The sequence below is a fragment of the Candidatus Kapaibacterium thiocyanatum genome (assembly GCA_001899175.1).
GTDB lineage: Bacteria > Bacteroidota > Ignavibacteria > Kapaibacteriales > Kapaibacteriaceae > Kapaibacterium > Kapaibacterium thiocyanatum.
Genome location: MKVH01000024.1, coordinates 350,588 through 364,721, shown reverse-complemented (window position 1 = coordinate 364,721; position 14,134 = coordinate 350,588). Strand labels below are relative to the sequence as shown.

General features: G+C 60.2%; 11 protein-coding genes. 4 read left to right on the top strand and 7 right to left on the bottom strand.

Annotated features, from left to right (window positions below):
* Positions 1 to 9: 9 nt before the first annotated feature.
* The gene (locus tag BGO89_10180) at positions 10 to 1,824 is read right to left on the bottom strand and encodes a hypothetical protein (protein OJX56885.1); all 1,815 of its coding nucleotides are present in this window, start codon (positions 1,822 to 1,824) and stop codon (positions 10 to 12) included.
* Positions 1,825 to 1,955: 131 nt separating this feature from the next.
* On the opposite strand from BGO89_10180, the gene BGO89_10175 reads away from it, so the two are divergent.
* A complete protein-coding gene (locus BGO89_10175) occupies positions 1,956 to 3,791 on the top strand; it encodes an asparagine synthase (glutamine-hydrolyzing) (GenBank protein ID OJX56884.1) in 1,836 nt (611 codons plus the stop codon).
* A 55-nt stretch (positions 3,792 to 3,846) separates the two neighbouring features.
* On the opposite strand, the gene BGO89_10170 is transcribed toward BGO89_10175, so the two are convergent.
* Positions 3,847 to 6,117 carry a hypothetical protein gene (locus tag BGO89_10170; GenBank protein OJX56883.1) on the bottom strand — a complete coding sequence of 757 codons (2,271 nt, stop codon included), beginning with the start codon at positions 6,115 to 6,117 and terminating at the stop codon, positions 3,847 to 3,849.
* Positions 6,118 to 6,148: 31 nt separating this feature from the next.
* The gene (locus BGO89_10165) at positions 6,149 to 6,904 is read right to left on the bottom strand and encodes a hypothetical protein (protein OJX56882.1); all 756 of its coding nucleotides are present in this window, start codon (positions 6,902 to 6,904) and stop codon (positions 6,149 to 6,151) included.
* A 503-nt stretch (positions 6,905 to 7,407) separates the two neighbouring features.
* Between BGO89_10165 and BGO89_10160 the strand changes: the two genes are divergently transcribed.
* Both BGO89_10160 and BGO89_10155 read left to right on the top strand, forming a co-directional pair.
* Entirely contained in the window at positions 7,408 to 8,319 is a 912-nt protein-coding gene (locus BGO89_10160) for a hypothetical protein (protein ID OJX56881.1), read from the top strand.
* Complete coding sequence (locus BGO89_10155) at positions 8,316 to 9,023, top strand: hypothetical protein (protein OJX56880.1); 708 nt, start codon at positions 8,316 to 8,318, stop codon at positions 9,021 to 9,023. Before BGO89_10160 ends, BGO89_10155 begins: the two co-directional genes overlap by 4 nt.
* Positions 9,024 to 9,051: 28 nt before the next feature.
* Here the strand turns inward: BGO89_10155 and BGO89_10150 are convergent, their stop codons facing one another.
* The 3 genes from BGO89_10150 to BGO89_10140 all read right to left on the bottom strand — a co-directional run bounded on the left by BGO89_10150 (position 9,052) and on the right by BGO89_10140 (position 12,167).
* Positions 9,052 to 9,366, bottom strand: coding sequence for a hypothetical protein (locus BGO89_10150; protein OJX56879.1), 315 nt, complete (start codon positions 9,364 to 9,366; stop codon positions 9,052 to 9,054).
* Complete coding sequence (locus BGO89_10145; GenBank protein ID OJX56878.1) at positions 9,363 to 9,860, bottom strand: hypothetical protein; 498 nt, start codon at positions 9,858 to 9,860, stop codon at positions 9,363 to 9,365. The genes BGO89_10150 and BGO89_10145 overlap by 4 nt, the downstream gene beginning before the upstream one ends.
* 306 nt (positions 9,861 to 10,166) lie before the next feature.
* Positions 10,167 to 12,167, bottom strand: a complete 2,001-nt coding sequence (locus BGO89_10140) for a hypothetical protein (GenBank protein OJX56877.1) — start codon at positions 12,165 to 12,167, stop codon at positions 10,167 to 10,169.
* A 243-nt stretch (positions 12,168 to 12,410) separates the two neighbouring features.
* Between BGO89_10140 and BGO89_10135 the strand changes: the two genes are divergently transcribed.
* Positions 12,411 to 13,265 carry a hypothetical protein gene (locus tag BGO89_10135; protein ID OJX56876.1) on the top strand — a complete coding sequence of 285 codons (855 nt, stop codon included), beginning with the start codon at positions 12,411 to 12,413 and terminating at the stop codon, positions 13,263 to 13,265.
* Between the two features lie 17 nt (positions 13,266 to 13,282).
* On the opposite strand, the gene BGO89_10130 is transcribed toward BGO89_10135, so the two are convergent.
* Positions 13,283 to 14,128, bottom strand: coding sequence for a hypothetical protein (locus tag BGO89_10130; GenBank protein OJX56875.1), 846 nt, complete (start codon positions 14,126 to 14,128; stop codon positions 13,283 to 13,285).
* Positions 14,129 to 14,134 lie beyond the last annotated feature (6 nt).

The following is a 14,134-nucleotide window of genomic DNA, read 5'->3' as shown; positions in this document are numbered from 1 at the left end:
GAAGAAGGTTCAGCCCAGGACGCGCAGACGCCATGTCATCGATGGTCCGTCGAGATGCAGCCGTACGATCGTCGAGGGTAACGTCCGGCCATAGCCTGGCGCACATGATGCCGGAACGGTATCGACCGCACCACCACTCCACGTCAGCTCCACGGTACAGGTACGTCCCGTCAGTACGACCCTGCCCTCCTGGTGGATATCGATGCCGACGGCAGGAGCGATGTGGAAACAGACCCGGGCGTCATGGCGTCCGTCGTAACGATCGGCGCCCTCGATCATATCGTCTGTCACGACCAGCTGCCTGCTGTGCGGGCGATCGTATCCGCGATGGACGGCATCCCATGTCGTCGCCGAAGCCGAGAGGATCGTCCCCTTCGCCCTGTCCCCCATCATCCAGAACAGTCCTTCGACGGAGTCGTCAGGCCAGTCGTTCTGCTCCAGTCCCTGCACCACCAGGGTACTGTGGACGGCCGTGCTGCGGTCCTCGTTGCGACGTCGCGGGTCGGCCCCGTAGGTGAACGTTCCGGCATCGATGACGACGTCTTCGTCATCGACGCGCAGGGTGATACTGTTCTGGTCGTTGTGGGCATGTCCGCCCTTGCCGTGCTGACCGATGGGACCGCACCGGGCCGTCAGCCGGAACGACGGCCGATGCCATACGGTGAGCCCGAAGTCCGGGAAATGCATGAAGGGTTCCCGTGCGGGAATCGTCAGCATGTCGGGAAGCATGACACCCATGCCGTCGTCGTTATCACCGATCAACGGATTCGGGGTGACGGCCGCCAGGAAACGACGGGCGACGTCCAGACGGCGGCGCCATTCCGGCCCAGGGCGCGGGATCGTATCGTCCTGCACGACGGCGGCATCGAGCAATGCCGTGACGTGCTCGACGAAGTCGATGCAGTGCCGATGATATCCCGTGCTGGCTTCGAAGTTGCCGCCGTCGTCGAGGAACTGGATCCGCAGTTCACGATCGAGTTCGCCGACGGCGAAGGTGAGCCATGAACGGGCTTCGGCATATCCATCGAGATAGAGACCGCAGGCGACGAGGCCGAACAGGTTCGCGAGGTAATGGCTGTTGCGCATCCCTCCGCTCCATTCGCGTGTGGCCATGATGTGTTCCGCATGATCCACGACGGAAGCGGCGATCCATGCATCGAGGCTGCCGTCGCCCATACCGGACTGCCGCGCCCAGTCCCAGGCGAGCAACATGTTGTAGATGCGTATTCCCGGGCCGGTGGCGACGGTCCACTGCGGGCCGTACTGCGGAGGACAGGAGACGATGAAGTCGATGATCTGTGCGCGCAGGACGCCGTACCAGTGATCGCGCCGCTCCTGGTCGACGAGGGCGGCGAGCGCACAGACCGGCCACTGATGGCCGCGGCCGAACTCGTGGGGAAGTTTGAAATCGGCTTTCTGGACGACGACCTTGACGTCGGCATACCATGCCGTAGCGTCGAAGCGATGTCCGTGCACGGGATCGAGCGTCCAGTCGAGGGGCACGTGATCGCAGGGCAGCTCCGCCGCCCGTTCGCGTGCATCGACGATGGTATCGGCATGGATACCGGCCGTCGGCCCCTCCCACCACCATCGCGGAGCGGCACTGGTATACGGCCCGCTACCGAGGATGTCGAACCGGTGCCGTGCGATCTCTTCCGCGCGTGCCAGGATGGCCGGGCCGTGAAGATCGATCCATGCTGCCGGTGGGGTGGGGGCGAGTCCCGCCTTCAGATTCCACAATGTGGACGGCCGTGTATACGTCGAGCCCTCTGCTGCACGGGCGCGCAGCTCCCGATCGGCACGGCCGAGACGCAGCCTGTCCATCAGCTTGCCCAGGATGAAGGGCCGCGCAGGGCCGAGCGTCAGGCGTATTCGTGTCAGTCTGTCCATTCCGTACAAGTTACCATCCTATTTTTGCCCGTCAGCGTCCCAACCCAACACCAAGAAGTCCTTGCATGTGCGGCATCATCGGTCTTGTCGATCCACAACAATCCCAACACGATGCGACGCGGATCGGCCTGGCCATGCTCGACGTCACATCGCACCGCGGTCCGGATCACCGGGGAATATGGTGCACGCCGCCCGTCGTGCTGGGGCACAACCGCCTGAGCATCATCGACCTCTCCAGTGCCTCGAACCAGCCGATGACGTATGGCGATCTGACGATCACCTACAACGGTGAAGTGTACAACTACATCGAGCTGCGGCAGGAGCTCGAGAGCGACGGCTTCGTCTTCACCACATCGGGAGATACGGAAGTCATTCTGGCCGCCTACCGGCGGTGGGGGCACACCTGCGTGGAACGCTTCATCGGCATGTGGGCCTTCGCCATATGGGACGATGCATCGAAGGAGCTTTTCTGCTCACGCGATCGTTTCGGCATCAAGCCGTTCCACTACATCGAACGTGACGGACGCCTCTACTTCGCCAGCGAGATCAAGGGATTGAAAGGCACTCCGCTCTTCCGCGGCGGCCTCAACGAAGCACAGATCGCACGCGGACTCTATCTCGGATGGATGCATCATCACGAAGAGACCTACTTCAACGACATCAAGGCACTGCCCGCTTCGCACAACCTCATATGGCAGAACGGACGAATCCGGATCGTGAGGTATGCCGACGTCGACACCTATACGACCGACGAAGGATCGTTCGAGGAACATGCGGCCGGCTTCCGTGACCTGTTCATGGATTCCGTGCGCCTTACGGCTCGTCGCGACGTTCCGATGGGCGTCTGCCTGAGCGGCGGCCTCGACAGCACGAGCATCGTCAGCACGCTTGCCAGCAGCACGGACGAGCACAGGATCAAGACCTTCACGGCCTACTACACGAACAAGGGCGAAGTGGACGAACGCCCCTACATCGATCATGTGCTGAAGGCCTATCCGCAGATCGAGGCCCACTACATCTCTCCCGACGCCGACGACATCGCAGCGGCCATCGACCGCATCACGTGGATCATGGATGCACCGATGCCGTCGTCTTCCTACGTGTCGCAGTACTTCGTCATGCAACTGGCATCGCAGCAGGGGGTCAAGGTCGTGCTCGACGGTCAGGGTTCGGACGAGATCATGGGCGGGTATATGCATTCGATGTACAGGATCATCGCCGACCATCTTCGTGGCGGACACATCGGCGAAGCTCTGGCCGATCTGAATGCCCACGGATCACGCCAGGGATACCCGGCAGGAAAGCGCATCGACATTCTCGGCAAGAGCGTGCTGTCGGCAGTGCGCGACGAGCCCTCCATGTATGCCCTCGAATTCCGCAAGGTATATCCCTGGATCCTCAGGCAATCGGCCGACGACGTCCCCTTGCGTCTGGAACTGCCCGCAGGTTCGAAGCTGAACGGCTTCCTCTACAACCTGCTCCGCGTGACGCTGCTCCCCACGCTCCTGCATACGGAAGACATCAACGCGATGGCCTTCTCGATCGAGTCGCGCGTCCCCTTCCTCGATCATCGCCTGGTCCAGTACTGCTTCTCCCTGCCGAACGATCACAAGGTCCATCGTGGCGAGACGAAGCGCGTCCTGCGTGCCGGCATGCGCGGCATCGTACCGGATGCGGTGCTGGATCGCAAGGACAAGACGGGATTCACGACACCGGGTCACATCACCTGGCTCCGCGGTCCGTTGGCCTATCTGCTGGAGGGCGGGTGGGAGGAAATGAACGACGTCGTCGACCACAAGGCCCTGATGCAGATCATCGATCAGTATCGTCGTGGCGAGAACCGCCACGCTCTGTTCGTCTGGCGTCTCGCCATGCTCCGTGCCTTCCTGCGCACGGCATAGTACGTCGCGATACCCCGCCATACGATGGTCGAACGGCGACAACGAGCGACATGCGCTAGTAGATCAGCATCAGCGTGACGTGTTTCGGCGTATGCAAGGCATAGACTCCCGACGCGATATGCAACAACGATCCCGCATCGCCCCGACTCGCGCGCAGGGCACCGTCCGTCGCATACATCGACCACTCCTGGCCTTCCGCGATCAGTTCTATCGACTCGTGTGCCTCCACGACCGGGACGACGACATGCCGTTCTCCGTCGCTCGTGACTTCCACGTTGCAACGTGTGAACGCACGTGTCTCGGAAACGAACAGCACCATCTCCAGGGGCAACTCGGAACATCCGGCAGGTACGTAACACGTATCGCGATATTCACCGGGCATCGTACCTCCGGCACAGACGACGATGACGGCATCGCCGTGTGGTGCGACACCGATCGGGAACTGGCCGGGTGGCGACGACACGTCGACTCCGCGTGCGAACCTCGGCGCCGTGATGACGACAGCCGTGTCCGCCGAATTCCGGAGCGTCAGCGTACGGCAGATGCGCTGGCCGGGGGCCAGATCGAACCATGCGATCTCTCCTCGTCGGGCATCACCGTCGACGAAGGACAGGCCATTTCCCTCCCTGTACCGGACCGCGAAGCTCGCCGTCCCCGTACAGCCTCCTGCATCCGTAGCATCGACCCCGTACACTCCCGCAACGGTGACGTCGATGGAGCGCGACGTCGCGCCCGTCGTCCACAGGTATGATGCGAATCCTGCCGGCGCTTCGATCCGTACCGTATCACCGAGGCATATCGGGGGTGGATCGACGACCTTCAGTTCCGGTCTCTCCCGCACGGTGATGCGTATGCTCGCCGTATCGGCGCAACCACCGGGGAACACGACGATCGCGCTCAACGTCACTGACGAATCGGCCTGCCATGACAACGAATCGCAATCATCGCATATCGGACCATCCGGACCGAACCACATCGTCGTGAGGCCTCCGCTCGCGACCAGCCGTACGATGGAGCCCGTACATACGGCCGTATCGGGACTGAGATGGAAGGATGCCGGTTCGAAGGCATTCGTATCGCCGTTGATGGTCACGTTATAGAAGACGCTTCCGTCGCATCCCGTTTCGCCGAGGCGTACCGAATCGATCTTCCGTCCGCCACGTCCACCCGCATACGAGCTCGGATTCAGGTTGAATGCATTGATGGTTCCGAGGCGAACGACTCCACCACCGCCGCCGCCGCCATTACCGTACGGATCGGGACCTCCCGTGGCCCCTGCACCACCGTGCGCCAGCAGCGTCGGGACGTCGACGATGGAAACGGCCGTGATCAGCATCGCGCCTCCGGCCCCGCCACCACCGCCTGCACCGTTGGGTTCCGAAGCACCATCGCCACCCGCAGCGGAGATCACATGCGTTCCATCGCCCTTCAGCACGGGCACGTCGATCACGAGGATGCCCCCACCGTCGCCACCATGAGCTTCACCACCGTTACGGAATGCGGAACCTCCACCGCCGCCCATGAACAGCCAGTTCACACCGGCATCATAGGACAGCGGGTCACCGGACGTAGCGTTGTACCGACGATAGGCACGTCCTCCGCATCCGAGATGCGAACCTCCCTGGCCTCCTCCGAGGATTGCCCCTCCGCCACCACCGCCATTGACGGAGCGTGCCGTTCCATAAGGCAGGGCATTCGCGGTCACCGACTCGCCACGGCTTCCAACGAAGCCGGCCGCATCATCCGTCGCACCGACCGTATCGACGATCGCCCCGTTACCCTTCCTCGCACGACCGCCACGGAAGCCTCGTCCTGCCACCGAGATGTCCTCTTCCATATAGAGCGTATCGCTGACCTGCAGGGCCAGGACGCCGCCAAGACGCCCGTCCCATGGACGGCATGTCAAGCGGGATACGACGACGGCCGAAGCATAGACCGGCATCCGTACGAGTTGTACGCCGTTACCGGGTGTGAACGGCTGGGATATCCGGTTGCGCAGGACGATGTCGCCGCCCGTCGAGCCCGGAGTGGCACTCGCCGTGATGGAGGCGACGACGTTACGTTCGAAACGGCCGGTCGTGCCTATCGAACGCAGTCTACCCTGTCCAGCTCCGGGATTCGTATCCTGCGTGGCACCCTGCATCTGGATGAGAAGCACGACGTCGCCTGTGGTGAAGCCCGATACGTCGTCGACCCGGACCGTATTCGCGCAAAGGGCGAGATCCAGCACTTCGGCATAGTCATTGATGATTCCACCGATACGGACGGGCTGCGCCGACGCCGTACAACATGTCACCACGAGAAAGAATAGGAACCTGCGGATCATGGACGGTAATGTACGACACGTCCTTCATCCGTCAATGACGTCCCGGTGTGGGCAGCATCGACAGGAGCTCGTTGCGATACCTGTCCGAGATCTCGACTTCGTCACCGTTACTCATCTGCAGGCGGAAGGCCTTGCCACGCACGATACGACTGATATGCTGGACGTTCACGAGGTTCGAGCGATGGACACGGACGAAGCCCATCTTCGCCAGCACCTTCTCGCATTCTCCGATACTCTTCGCCAGCACCTTCGCCGACTCCTTCGCCAGGAAGAACCTGCTGTAACTGCCTTCACCACGCACACGGATGATCTGTTCGCTCGGACGCAGGTCGATTCCCTTGTTGCCCGGAAGGGCGACGAGATTGTTATGGAACGGGAACAGACGCTCCCGCGTCGTCGCGCCATAGGAAGCATTGTGCAGCAACTGACGGCGTATGCGGGACAAGCCCTCCATGAACACCGGGAGATCGAGCGGCATCAGGAGATAGTGCGCGGCGCCGGCATCGAAGGCATCCATCGCGAACCGGGCGTCGGCGGTGATGCACATCAATGCCGGCCTGGTCCCGTACCTCTGCTGCCATGATCTCAACGTGATCCCCTGGTCGACACCGGGATCCATGATGACGAGGTCGGGCTTCGTCATGCGCAGAACTTCCCGAAGGGCCAGAGCCGTAGTACAGACGTCAACGATCTTGATCTCGTAGTCAATGATGTCGATATGCTCCAGCAAGGATTCCACTATCTGTTGTTTCTTGCCATCCATCATCAGCACCGTGTGCATCGTCATCAGTAGCCCTTCAGAATATCGGATTGTATAGCCATACCGTACCCAAGCCTGCGCTCGTGTGACGTTCCCACGCAGTTGTATCAGCACAATTACGACTTAGGGTACTCTTTCGCTACCCATACTTTACGTTGGGGTGGTATGGCTTGAACAACTGATTACTATCGCCTATGTCCGTATCGACATGGTGGTATGTGTCCGGAACGGAGGTCGTCCGGATCATCGTCCGCATTGTGAACGTATCGTATCCCGGGGGACACGATTCCACGGGATGGTCCCTGTCCATATCGGAGTACCGCATGCCGCATACAGAGAGCTGAACGGACACGCGATTCCGATGGAACAGGACCTGCATCGAATGGTGCCGTCGCGAGAGTGCTGCAAGCGTCGGCCCGGCATACGGGCGGGCTGCGATCACGGCAGCATTCCTTTTCCCCATAGATTCGCGACGTCGGCAAACGTCACGGACATCATCCCAACAACATCGCCCCGGCCTGCGAGCCTGCATGATCGCTGCATTCTTCTCCCTCTTCCTTCTGCTCGGTGCAGGCATCGCCTATCGATGGATCAGGAACGTTCCGCCGCCGTCGGACGTGCGGCGCATCATCGGAAGCATCGTGCTCAACATTTTCCTTCCGGCACTCACGTTCCACGTCCTATATACCGCGCCCGAAACCACGGATCTGATCGCCGTACCTGCCGTATCGATCGTCACGATTCTCGGCACCGCGGCGCTGGCATGGCTCGTCTACGGTATGCTGCTGCGCAAGCGTCTCGCGGGGCCTACCATCGGAGCCCTCATCCTCGCAGCCGCATGGTGCAATGCCACCTATCTCGGCTTGCCCGTCACGGCAGCGATGATCGGCGACCACGTTCGCCGCGTTCCCGTCCTGTTCGACCTTCTTGGCATGTCCCCAATGCTGTTCACGCTCGGTACGCTGATTGCCGTGGAATACGGCACGAAGGGCAAACGTCATACCATCGGCGAAGCGCTGCGTCAGATCGCCACACTGCCACCGCTCGTGGCAGCCATCGCAGGCATCACGCTCAACCTCCTCGACGTACCGCTGCCGGATGCCATCGGTCAGGCCTGTGAGATGGCCGGACGCTGCGTGGCGCCGTTGATGATCTTCGCCGTAGGTTTGGCGTTGAGGCCTCCGCAATGGAAGATCCTTCCATGGACGTTGCCATCGGTGGGCATCAAGCTCGTCGTGGCCCCATTGCTCGCCTCGCCGCTGGTCCATCTGTGGATCGCCGATCCGGACGTCCTGCGTGCGACGATGCTCGAAGCGGGGATGCCCACGATGGTCCTCACGATGGTCTTCGCCGAACGGTACGGCCTGGATGAAGCGATTCTCGCCCAGACCATCCTGGTAGGTACCGTAGTTTCCATGCTTACACTACCGTATCTCGTATGAACGTACTTCATGTCGCCAACGGCGACCTTGCCGTAACCGACCTTCAGGAACGGTTCCCCGGAAATTCCATCGCCGTATGGCGCGAAATACTGGCCATAGGCCCGATCGACGGCCCCATCGCGAACGAGGCATTCTGGAATCTACGCGAGGCCTTCATCCGCACGACCTACGGCGCGGATACCAGCGACTACCGCACGAAGGTCGTCGAAGAGTTCACGCGCATCACCGCCACCGGAAGGATCAGGGACCTGCGGCTATGGTTCGACGAGGACCTGATGTGCCAGATCAATCAGGCCTTCCTGCTCTATCATCTGCGCCCACCCTATACCATGGGCGCACGGATCCACGTCCGCTGCAGCGACTCTTCCATCGAACTGCATCATGAGGACCTCGCCTATGCCGCACGTATGTGGCGTATCTATGCGGGCGGCGATGCGGCAGAAATGGCCCTCGCCGTTCAGGAAGATGCACCGCCTGTCCTGCTCCCCTTACGGGAGGCGTGCAGGCTCCACCTCGGCAGGGTGACGGGTCCGGACAATCCGGTAGCGAGCGACGTGGCCATCCTCCGCTCCTATATCGACCAGGGCATCACGTCATCGTACGACATCATGGTACGGTTCCTGCAGGAGCATCCGGAGTACGGATACGGAGACCTGCAGATCGAGGCCCTTCTGCGCAGTATCGGCCATCCGCTCCAGGGATAGTTCACCGACCGTTCCACACGATCTGGCTTCATCGCATCACGACCCACGGCAACGTGATGGATCGCATACCATCGGTGAGGTGGATGTAATACGTGCCCGTCGACGGACGGAACGGGAGATCGACACCATAGGCCAGCTCACCGGCTCCGGCCACAGTAGTACCGAGCGTGGCGCCAGTAACGTCATACAGCACGATCGTCACCTTCCCTTCGGTCATCGCCGTCGAGAACAGACGTGCTGCATCGCGTGAAGGCATCGGTACGATACGCGATGCACCCGACGCCCCATGACCGTCGGAGCCCTCATCCACCGAGGTCGCGAGAAGACCGCTGCAATCGCTCATGCGCCATGACAACAGTTCATGACGTTCGACGGACTTGCCCGTCGCGGACGTAAAGCCCATCCAGGCCGTGCCGGTCGGACCGAGTCCCAGCAGACTTGCGATATCGACACTATCGACGACCAATGCCGGGCGCTCGAAACGTCCCGTCGTGCGGGATTGAGATACGTGTCGAATTCCACGGCCAACGTCTTCGGCATTCCTTCGTAGCCGATACCTTCGCCGGATTTGCCGAGTGCCGTCGGGCCCGAGTTCTGGACCACGAACACGATACCGTCGGCACCGGGAAGGGAGCCGTCCGGCAACTCGTTATCGTTGCCGTTCGTCATGCGAAACGTGAAGGTCGTGGCGAAGCCTCCCATACCTTCAACCTGCTTCCTGCTCCAGACCGCACCATCCGAATACGGCTGCGTTTCCGTGAGGACCACGGTTCCACCATCGATGCGGGTAGTGCCTGCCGCATGGTAGTCCTCCCCTTCGAAGTCCTTCCAGACCATGGCCAAGATTCGCGACCTGAGCGTGGGTTCTTGCCTGATTCAGGTTCCCAAAATTCTGCCATTCAGGGTCCTGCGCTCTTAGCAAGCAGGCCATGGATAACAATATCGCGACTACCGCCATTCGTAGGAGCATATCAGACACCACAATATTGAGATGAGCTCATAGATCGAATATGCATGAGCCCAATCGGGTAGTATCGTCACAACGGTTCGATTCGGGAAAGCGCAGATGTAGTATCCCGACAGCGTCCCCACTGCTCGTTCACACCACGCACGAGAAGGGGACTCCATACCGTCAGCAGTACATCACTTCAGAACGATCCAGGGAACGGAAGCTGAATGCATGCCATCCGTGATCCGAACGAGATAGGAGCCTGCCGCGGGATGGAACGGAAGTTCGAAACCCTGCCTCAACTCGCCACCTCGAACATGCACGGTACCCAGCGCTCTGCCGGCGGCGTCCTCCAGCACTATCACCGTATTGTCGCCGAAGACCACTTCCGTATACAAGCGTCCCCGGTTCTGGGACGGCATGGGAACGATAACGGTACTGCCCGTCAGCTCCTTCGGGACCGGAGAGACGACACCGTCGGCAACCGACGTAGCGAGACCACTACATCCATCGAGTGTCCATGAGAGCAGTTCGTGACGTTCGACGGATTTACCCGTGGCGGACGTGAAACCGATCCATGCGGTCGTCGAGGGATCGAGTCCGAGCAATGGTGCCAGGTCGACGTCGTTGACGACCAGTGCAGGCCAATCGAACCGCCCCGTCGTATCAAGATAGATCTTCAGCGTCCGTCCATGGTAGTCGATCCTGCCGTGATAGATCCTGCCGTCGGGAACGATCGCAACGACCTTGGTCGTGATCCCGAGGTTGTACGGTGCGACGTGCTCCGCTCGACAAGGACCGAGCCCACCTGTCTGAACGGCGATGTGATTGCCGTCGGGATCGCTATATGCTGGATTGAGATACGTATCGAACTCGACGGCGAGAGCTTTCGGTGTCCCATCGTATCCGATGCCCTCACCGACCTTGCCGACCTGGGCCGGCCCATCGTTCTGTACGACGAAGACGATACCGTCGGCCCCGGGAAGCGATCCGTCGGGTAAATCGCCATCGTGCCCCTCCATCATCCGGAATCTGAAGGACACGGTAAAGCCAAGACCGGTGGAGACCTTCGTCGTTCTCCATATCGCACCGGCCGAAAACGGAATCGCATCCGTCAGCAGGACGCCGTCATCATCCATCGTCTTCGTGCTTCCGGCCATACGTACGGCATCGTCGCGAATGGCGTCGATACTGTCGGAACATGTCCTGGCAAGGATCTCGATCGTGGACAACAGACTGTCACGTTCGTCGCGACCACCGATAACGAGAGCCACGGCATTCGTCGGAACACCATCCAGCCCATATGCGGTGGGAACGGAGACGGTTCCGTGGAATACACGCGGACCCTTCATCGACGGTCCGGGGCGGATGCTCCCGGCGTCGAGATCGATCCAGTCGGACGAGCTGAGGACGACGACATTCGTGGCATTCCCACCAGCGACGACGGCTCTTGACGGCGATATCTGCGCTACACCCGCCCATTGCCGTCCATCCGTCATGCGCCCGATCTCATGCACCTGTGTCCCGTCGAAGACATAGGCCCTGTCGGATGTCACGAACGGCTCTTCCTGATATGCGCCGCCACAGATGAGTGCGCGTCCGTCCCACAACTGCGTCGTTGCGGGATAACAGACACTGTCGTTCAGCGCCATCGTGCGCGTCCAGGCACTGTCGACATAGGAATATCCGTACCGCTCCCGATAGGAATTCTTCTGGCCGCCTCTACCGCCCACCACGGCCCATTGTCCCGTCCTGCCCCGTACGGTAACCGGCGTACTCATGGGAAACGGATGGGATCTGATCCGAACGGACTTCCCCGTGGATACCGTGAATATCTCGGCCAGGGCCATGGGAACGATGCTCTCGTCACGACCACCGACGACCAGTATCCTGTCGTCATCCAGCCAGTACGCCGCATGCTGGGCACGTCCGACCAGGAGCGAACCGATCACGCTCCACGTCCCGGTCGTACGATCGTATCGCTCCACCTCGTCGACACTGGCCCCGTTATCGTAGCCACCGATGACGATGATGTTCGAGTCCTTGTCGAACAGTGCGGTATGCGTATGCCGATTCCTGAGCATCGGCTTCGCCAGCTCGACGTGGCCGGTATTGACGTCGATGATCTCACAGTTCCTGTCGCGCGAAGGACCGATTCCACCAATGACGAGGACCTTTCCGTGTCCGATATGCACGGTTACGGGAAATGCCCTTGCGCTCAACAAGGTCCCGAAGAATCTCCATCGAATTTCTTGTGCAGCCAGGGTACCGGGAAGCATGAGGGAAAGCAACAGCGCCGTTATCCGTACCTGCATACGACCTCGTCATATCATATTTTGGCCATAAAATACCGTGTGCTGGATAATTTTGCGGTATTGCTCCCTATCCGATCGCCTATGCCCGCCCCACAGTTCGTGCGCCACGTATTCTCACGCCTGATGCGTTTCTTTCCGAAAGAGCACGGCAAGTATTCCATCCTGACCCGTATCTACTTCAGATGGCTGGCCCCGTCGTCCACGTACGTCATCGTGGATGATCTGCACTTCGGCATCAGGATGAACCTCGATCTTTCGGAGTACCTGCAGGCTCACCTCTTCGTGTTCGGAAGCTATGAACTGCCCACCGTACGCTTTCTCCGGCGATATCTGCAGCGCCATGACGTCGTGTTCGACGTCGGTGCACAGATCGGCTATCTGAGCCTGGTCATGGGCAAGGCGGCCGAAGGCGGTACGACCATCTACTCGTTCGAACCGGAAACGACGAATGCCATGCGACTCCGGAACAACGTCCAGTTGAACGGACTCGCCAACGTCAACATCGAGCAGTGCGCACTCTCCGACAAGACGGGTACGCTGAAGCTCTTCCTGTCACGCGACAACAATGCGGGAACGCATTCGACCGTATTCGTCGAACACAACGTCAGTACCGACTACATCGAGATCCCGGCTACGACCATCGATGCCTTCGTCGAAGCCCGTTCGATACCGAGGCTCGATCTCATCAAGATCGACGTCGAAGGTGCGGAACTGGAAGTCATCCTCGGTGGCACCAGGACATTGTCGAGGTTGTTCCCGGTCATCGTGATGGAGCTGAGCGACGGCCTGCAGAAGTCCCGGGACTTCACGACGCAACAATTGAAAGCGCTCCTTGCCGACCGAGGGTATTCCTCATTCCGCATCGACGATGACGGCTCGCTGCGAACGAGTCCCGTCGACGAATATCATCTCAACGACAATATCGCCTTCATACATTCGGACAACATGGACAGGGCACGGCCTCTGATCCGGGGATAACCACACAGCGCCAAGAATCAGCTATTCTTGCGCAGCACCACGAATACACCGGCCGACGTATAGATCTTCATGCCGGGCATGGAAACGGGATAGTCACGATAACTGCCATGCCGCAGTGCATGCCGTACCGTGTTCATCTGCCTGAGCGTACGCGGCACCTTTCGCCATCCTCCTACGACGATCTTGTCGTTGAAGAACGGGATCTCATAGTCACCATAGTAGACACGCTCGACTTCTTCGAGCCCGGTCGGGGCCACGATGCGCTCCTGGAACGAGGCCAGATCATGGTGCCGTTGAAAGAAGACCGGCTTCGACGTGTACTTCTCACCGTAAACGTCCTGGTCCAGGAACCATTCCTTGTAGTGGCCTTCGTTCAGGGGCGTGGTAAGGACGTACAGGCCTCCGGGTTTCAGCAGACGGGCGCTCTTCGCCATCGCCTCGCTGTCCAGATTGCCTTCGAAATGTTCGATGACGGAAATGTTGGTGATGATGTCGAACGATTCCGGCTCCAGTTCGGACGCCAGGAAGTCCTGTTCGATCACGTGGAATCGTCCCGAGACGTCCGCACCACCCATCACCTTTCGGGCATAGTCCTTCTGGATCTGTACCCACGAGAACTTGTCAAGACAGGTCACGTCCCACGACGAACGTTTCAGGATCCACGTCGGAAACAACGAGGGGCCGGTACCGATATCGAGATAACGCAACGGCTTCCCGAACAGTGGTTCCAGTCGTGAAGCGATGAGCGGGAGCTCTATCGCGCGTTCGTATCCGAATCCTTTGATGCGGTAGAGAAAGCGCAGTCGTCGTGCATGTGCATCGATATCACGCAGCAACCGTTCGTCGATATGTTCTGTCTTCATTGTGCA

What these genes read in the sequence shown, in the direction of transcription:
- BGO89_10180 (OJX56885.1), bottom strand. Translation starts at nt 1,824, where the DNA reads ATGGACAGGCTGCGTCTCGGCCGTGCCGATCGGGAGCTGCGCGCCCGT.
- BGO89_10175 (OJX56884.1), top strand. Translation starts at nt 1,956, where the DNA reads ATGTGCGGCATCATCGGTCTTGTCGATCCACAACAATCCCAACACGAT.
- BGO89_10170 (OJX56883.1), bottom strand. Translation starts at nt 6,117, where the DNA reads ATGATCCGCAGGTTCCTATTCTTTCTCGTGGTGACATGTTGTACGGCG.
- BGO89_10165 (OJX56882.1), bottom strand. Translation starts at nt 6,904, where the DNA reads ATGACGATGCACACGGTGCTGATGATGGATGGCAAGAAACAACAGATA.
- BGO89_10160 (OJX56881.1), top strand. Translation starts at nt 7,408, where the DNA reads ATGATCGCTGCATTCTTCTCCCTCTTCCTTCTGCTCGGTGCAGGCATC.
- BGO89_10155 (OJX56880.1), top strand. Translation starts at nt 8,316, where the DNA reads ATGAACGTACTTCATGTCGCCAACGGCGACCTTGCCGTAACCGACCTT.
- BGO89_10150 (OJX56879.1), bottom strand. Translation starts at nt 9,366, where the DNA reads ATGAGCGATTGCAGCGGTCTTCTCGCGACCTCGGTGGATGAGGGCTCC.
- BGO89_10145 (OJX56878.1), bottom strand. Translation starts at nt 9,860, where the DNA reads ATGGTCTGGAAGGACTTCGAAGGGGAGGACTACCATGCGGCAGGCACT.
- BGO89_10135 (OJX56876.1), top strand. Translation starts at nt 12,411, where the DNA reads ATGCGTTTCTTTCCGAAAGAGCACGGCAAGTATTCCATCCTGACCCGT.
- BGO89_10130 (OJX56875.1), bottom strand. Translation starts at nt 14,128, where the DNA reads ATGAAGACAGAACATATCGACGAACGGTTGCTGCGTGATATCGATGCA.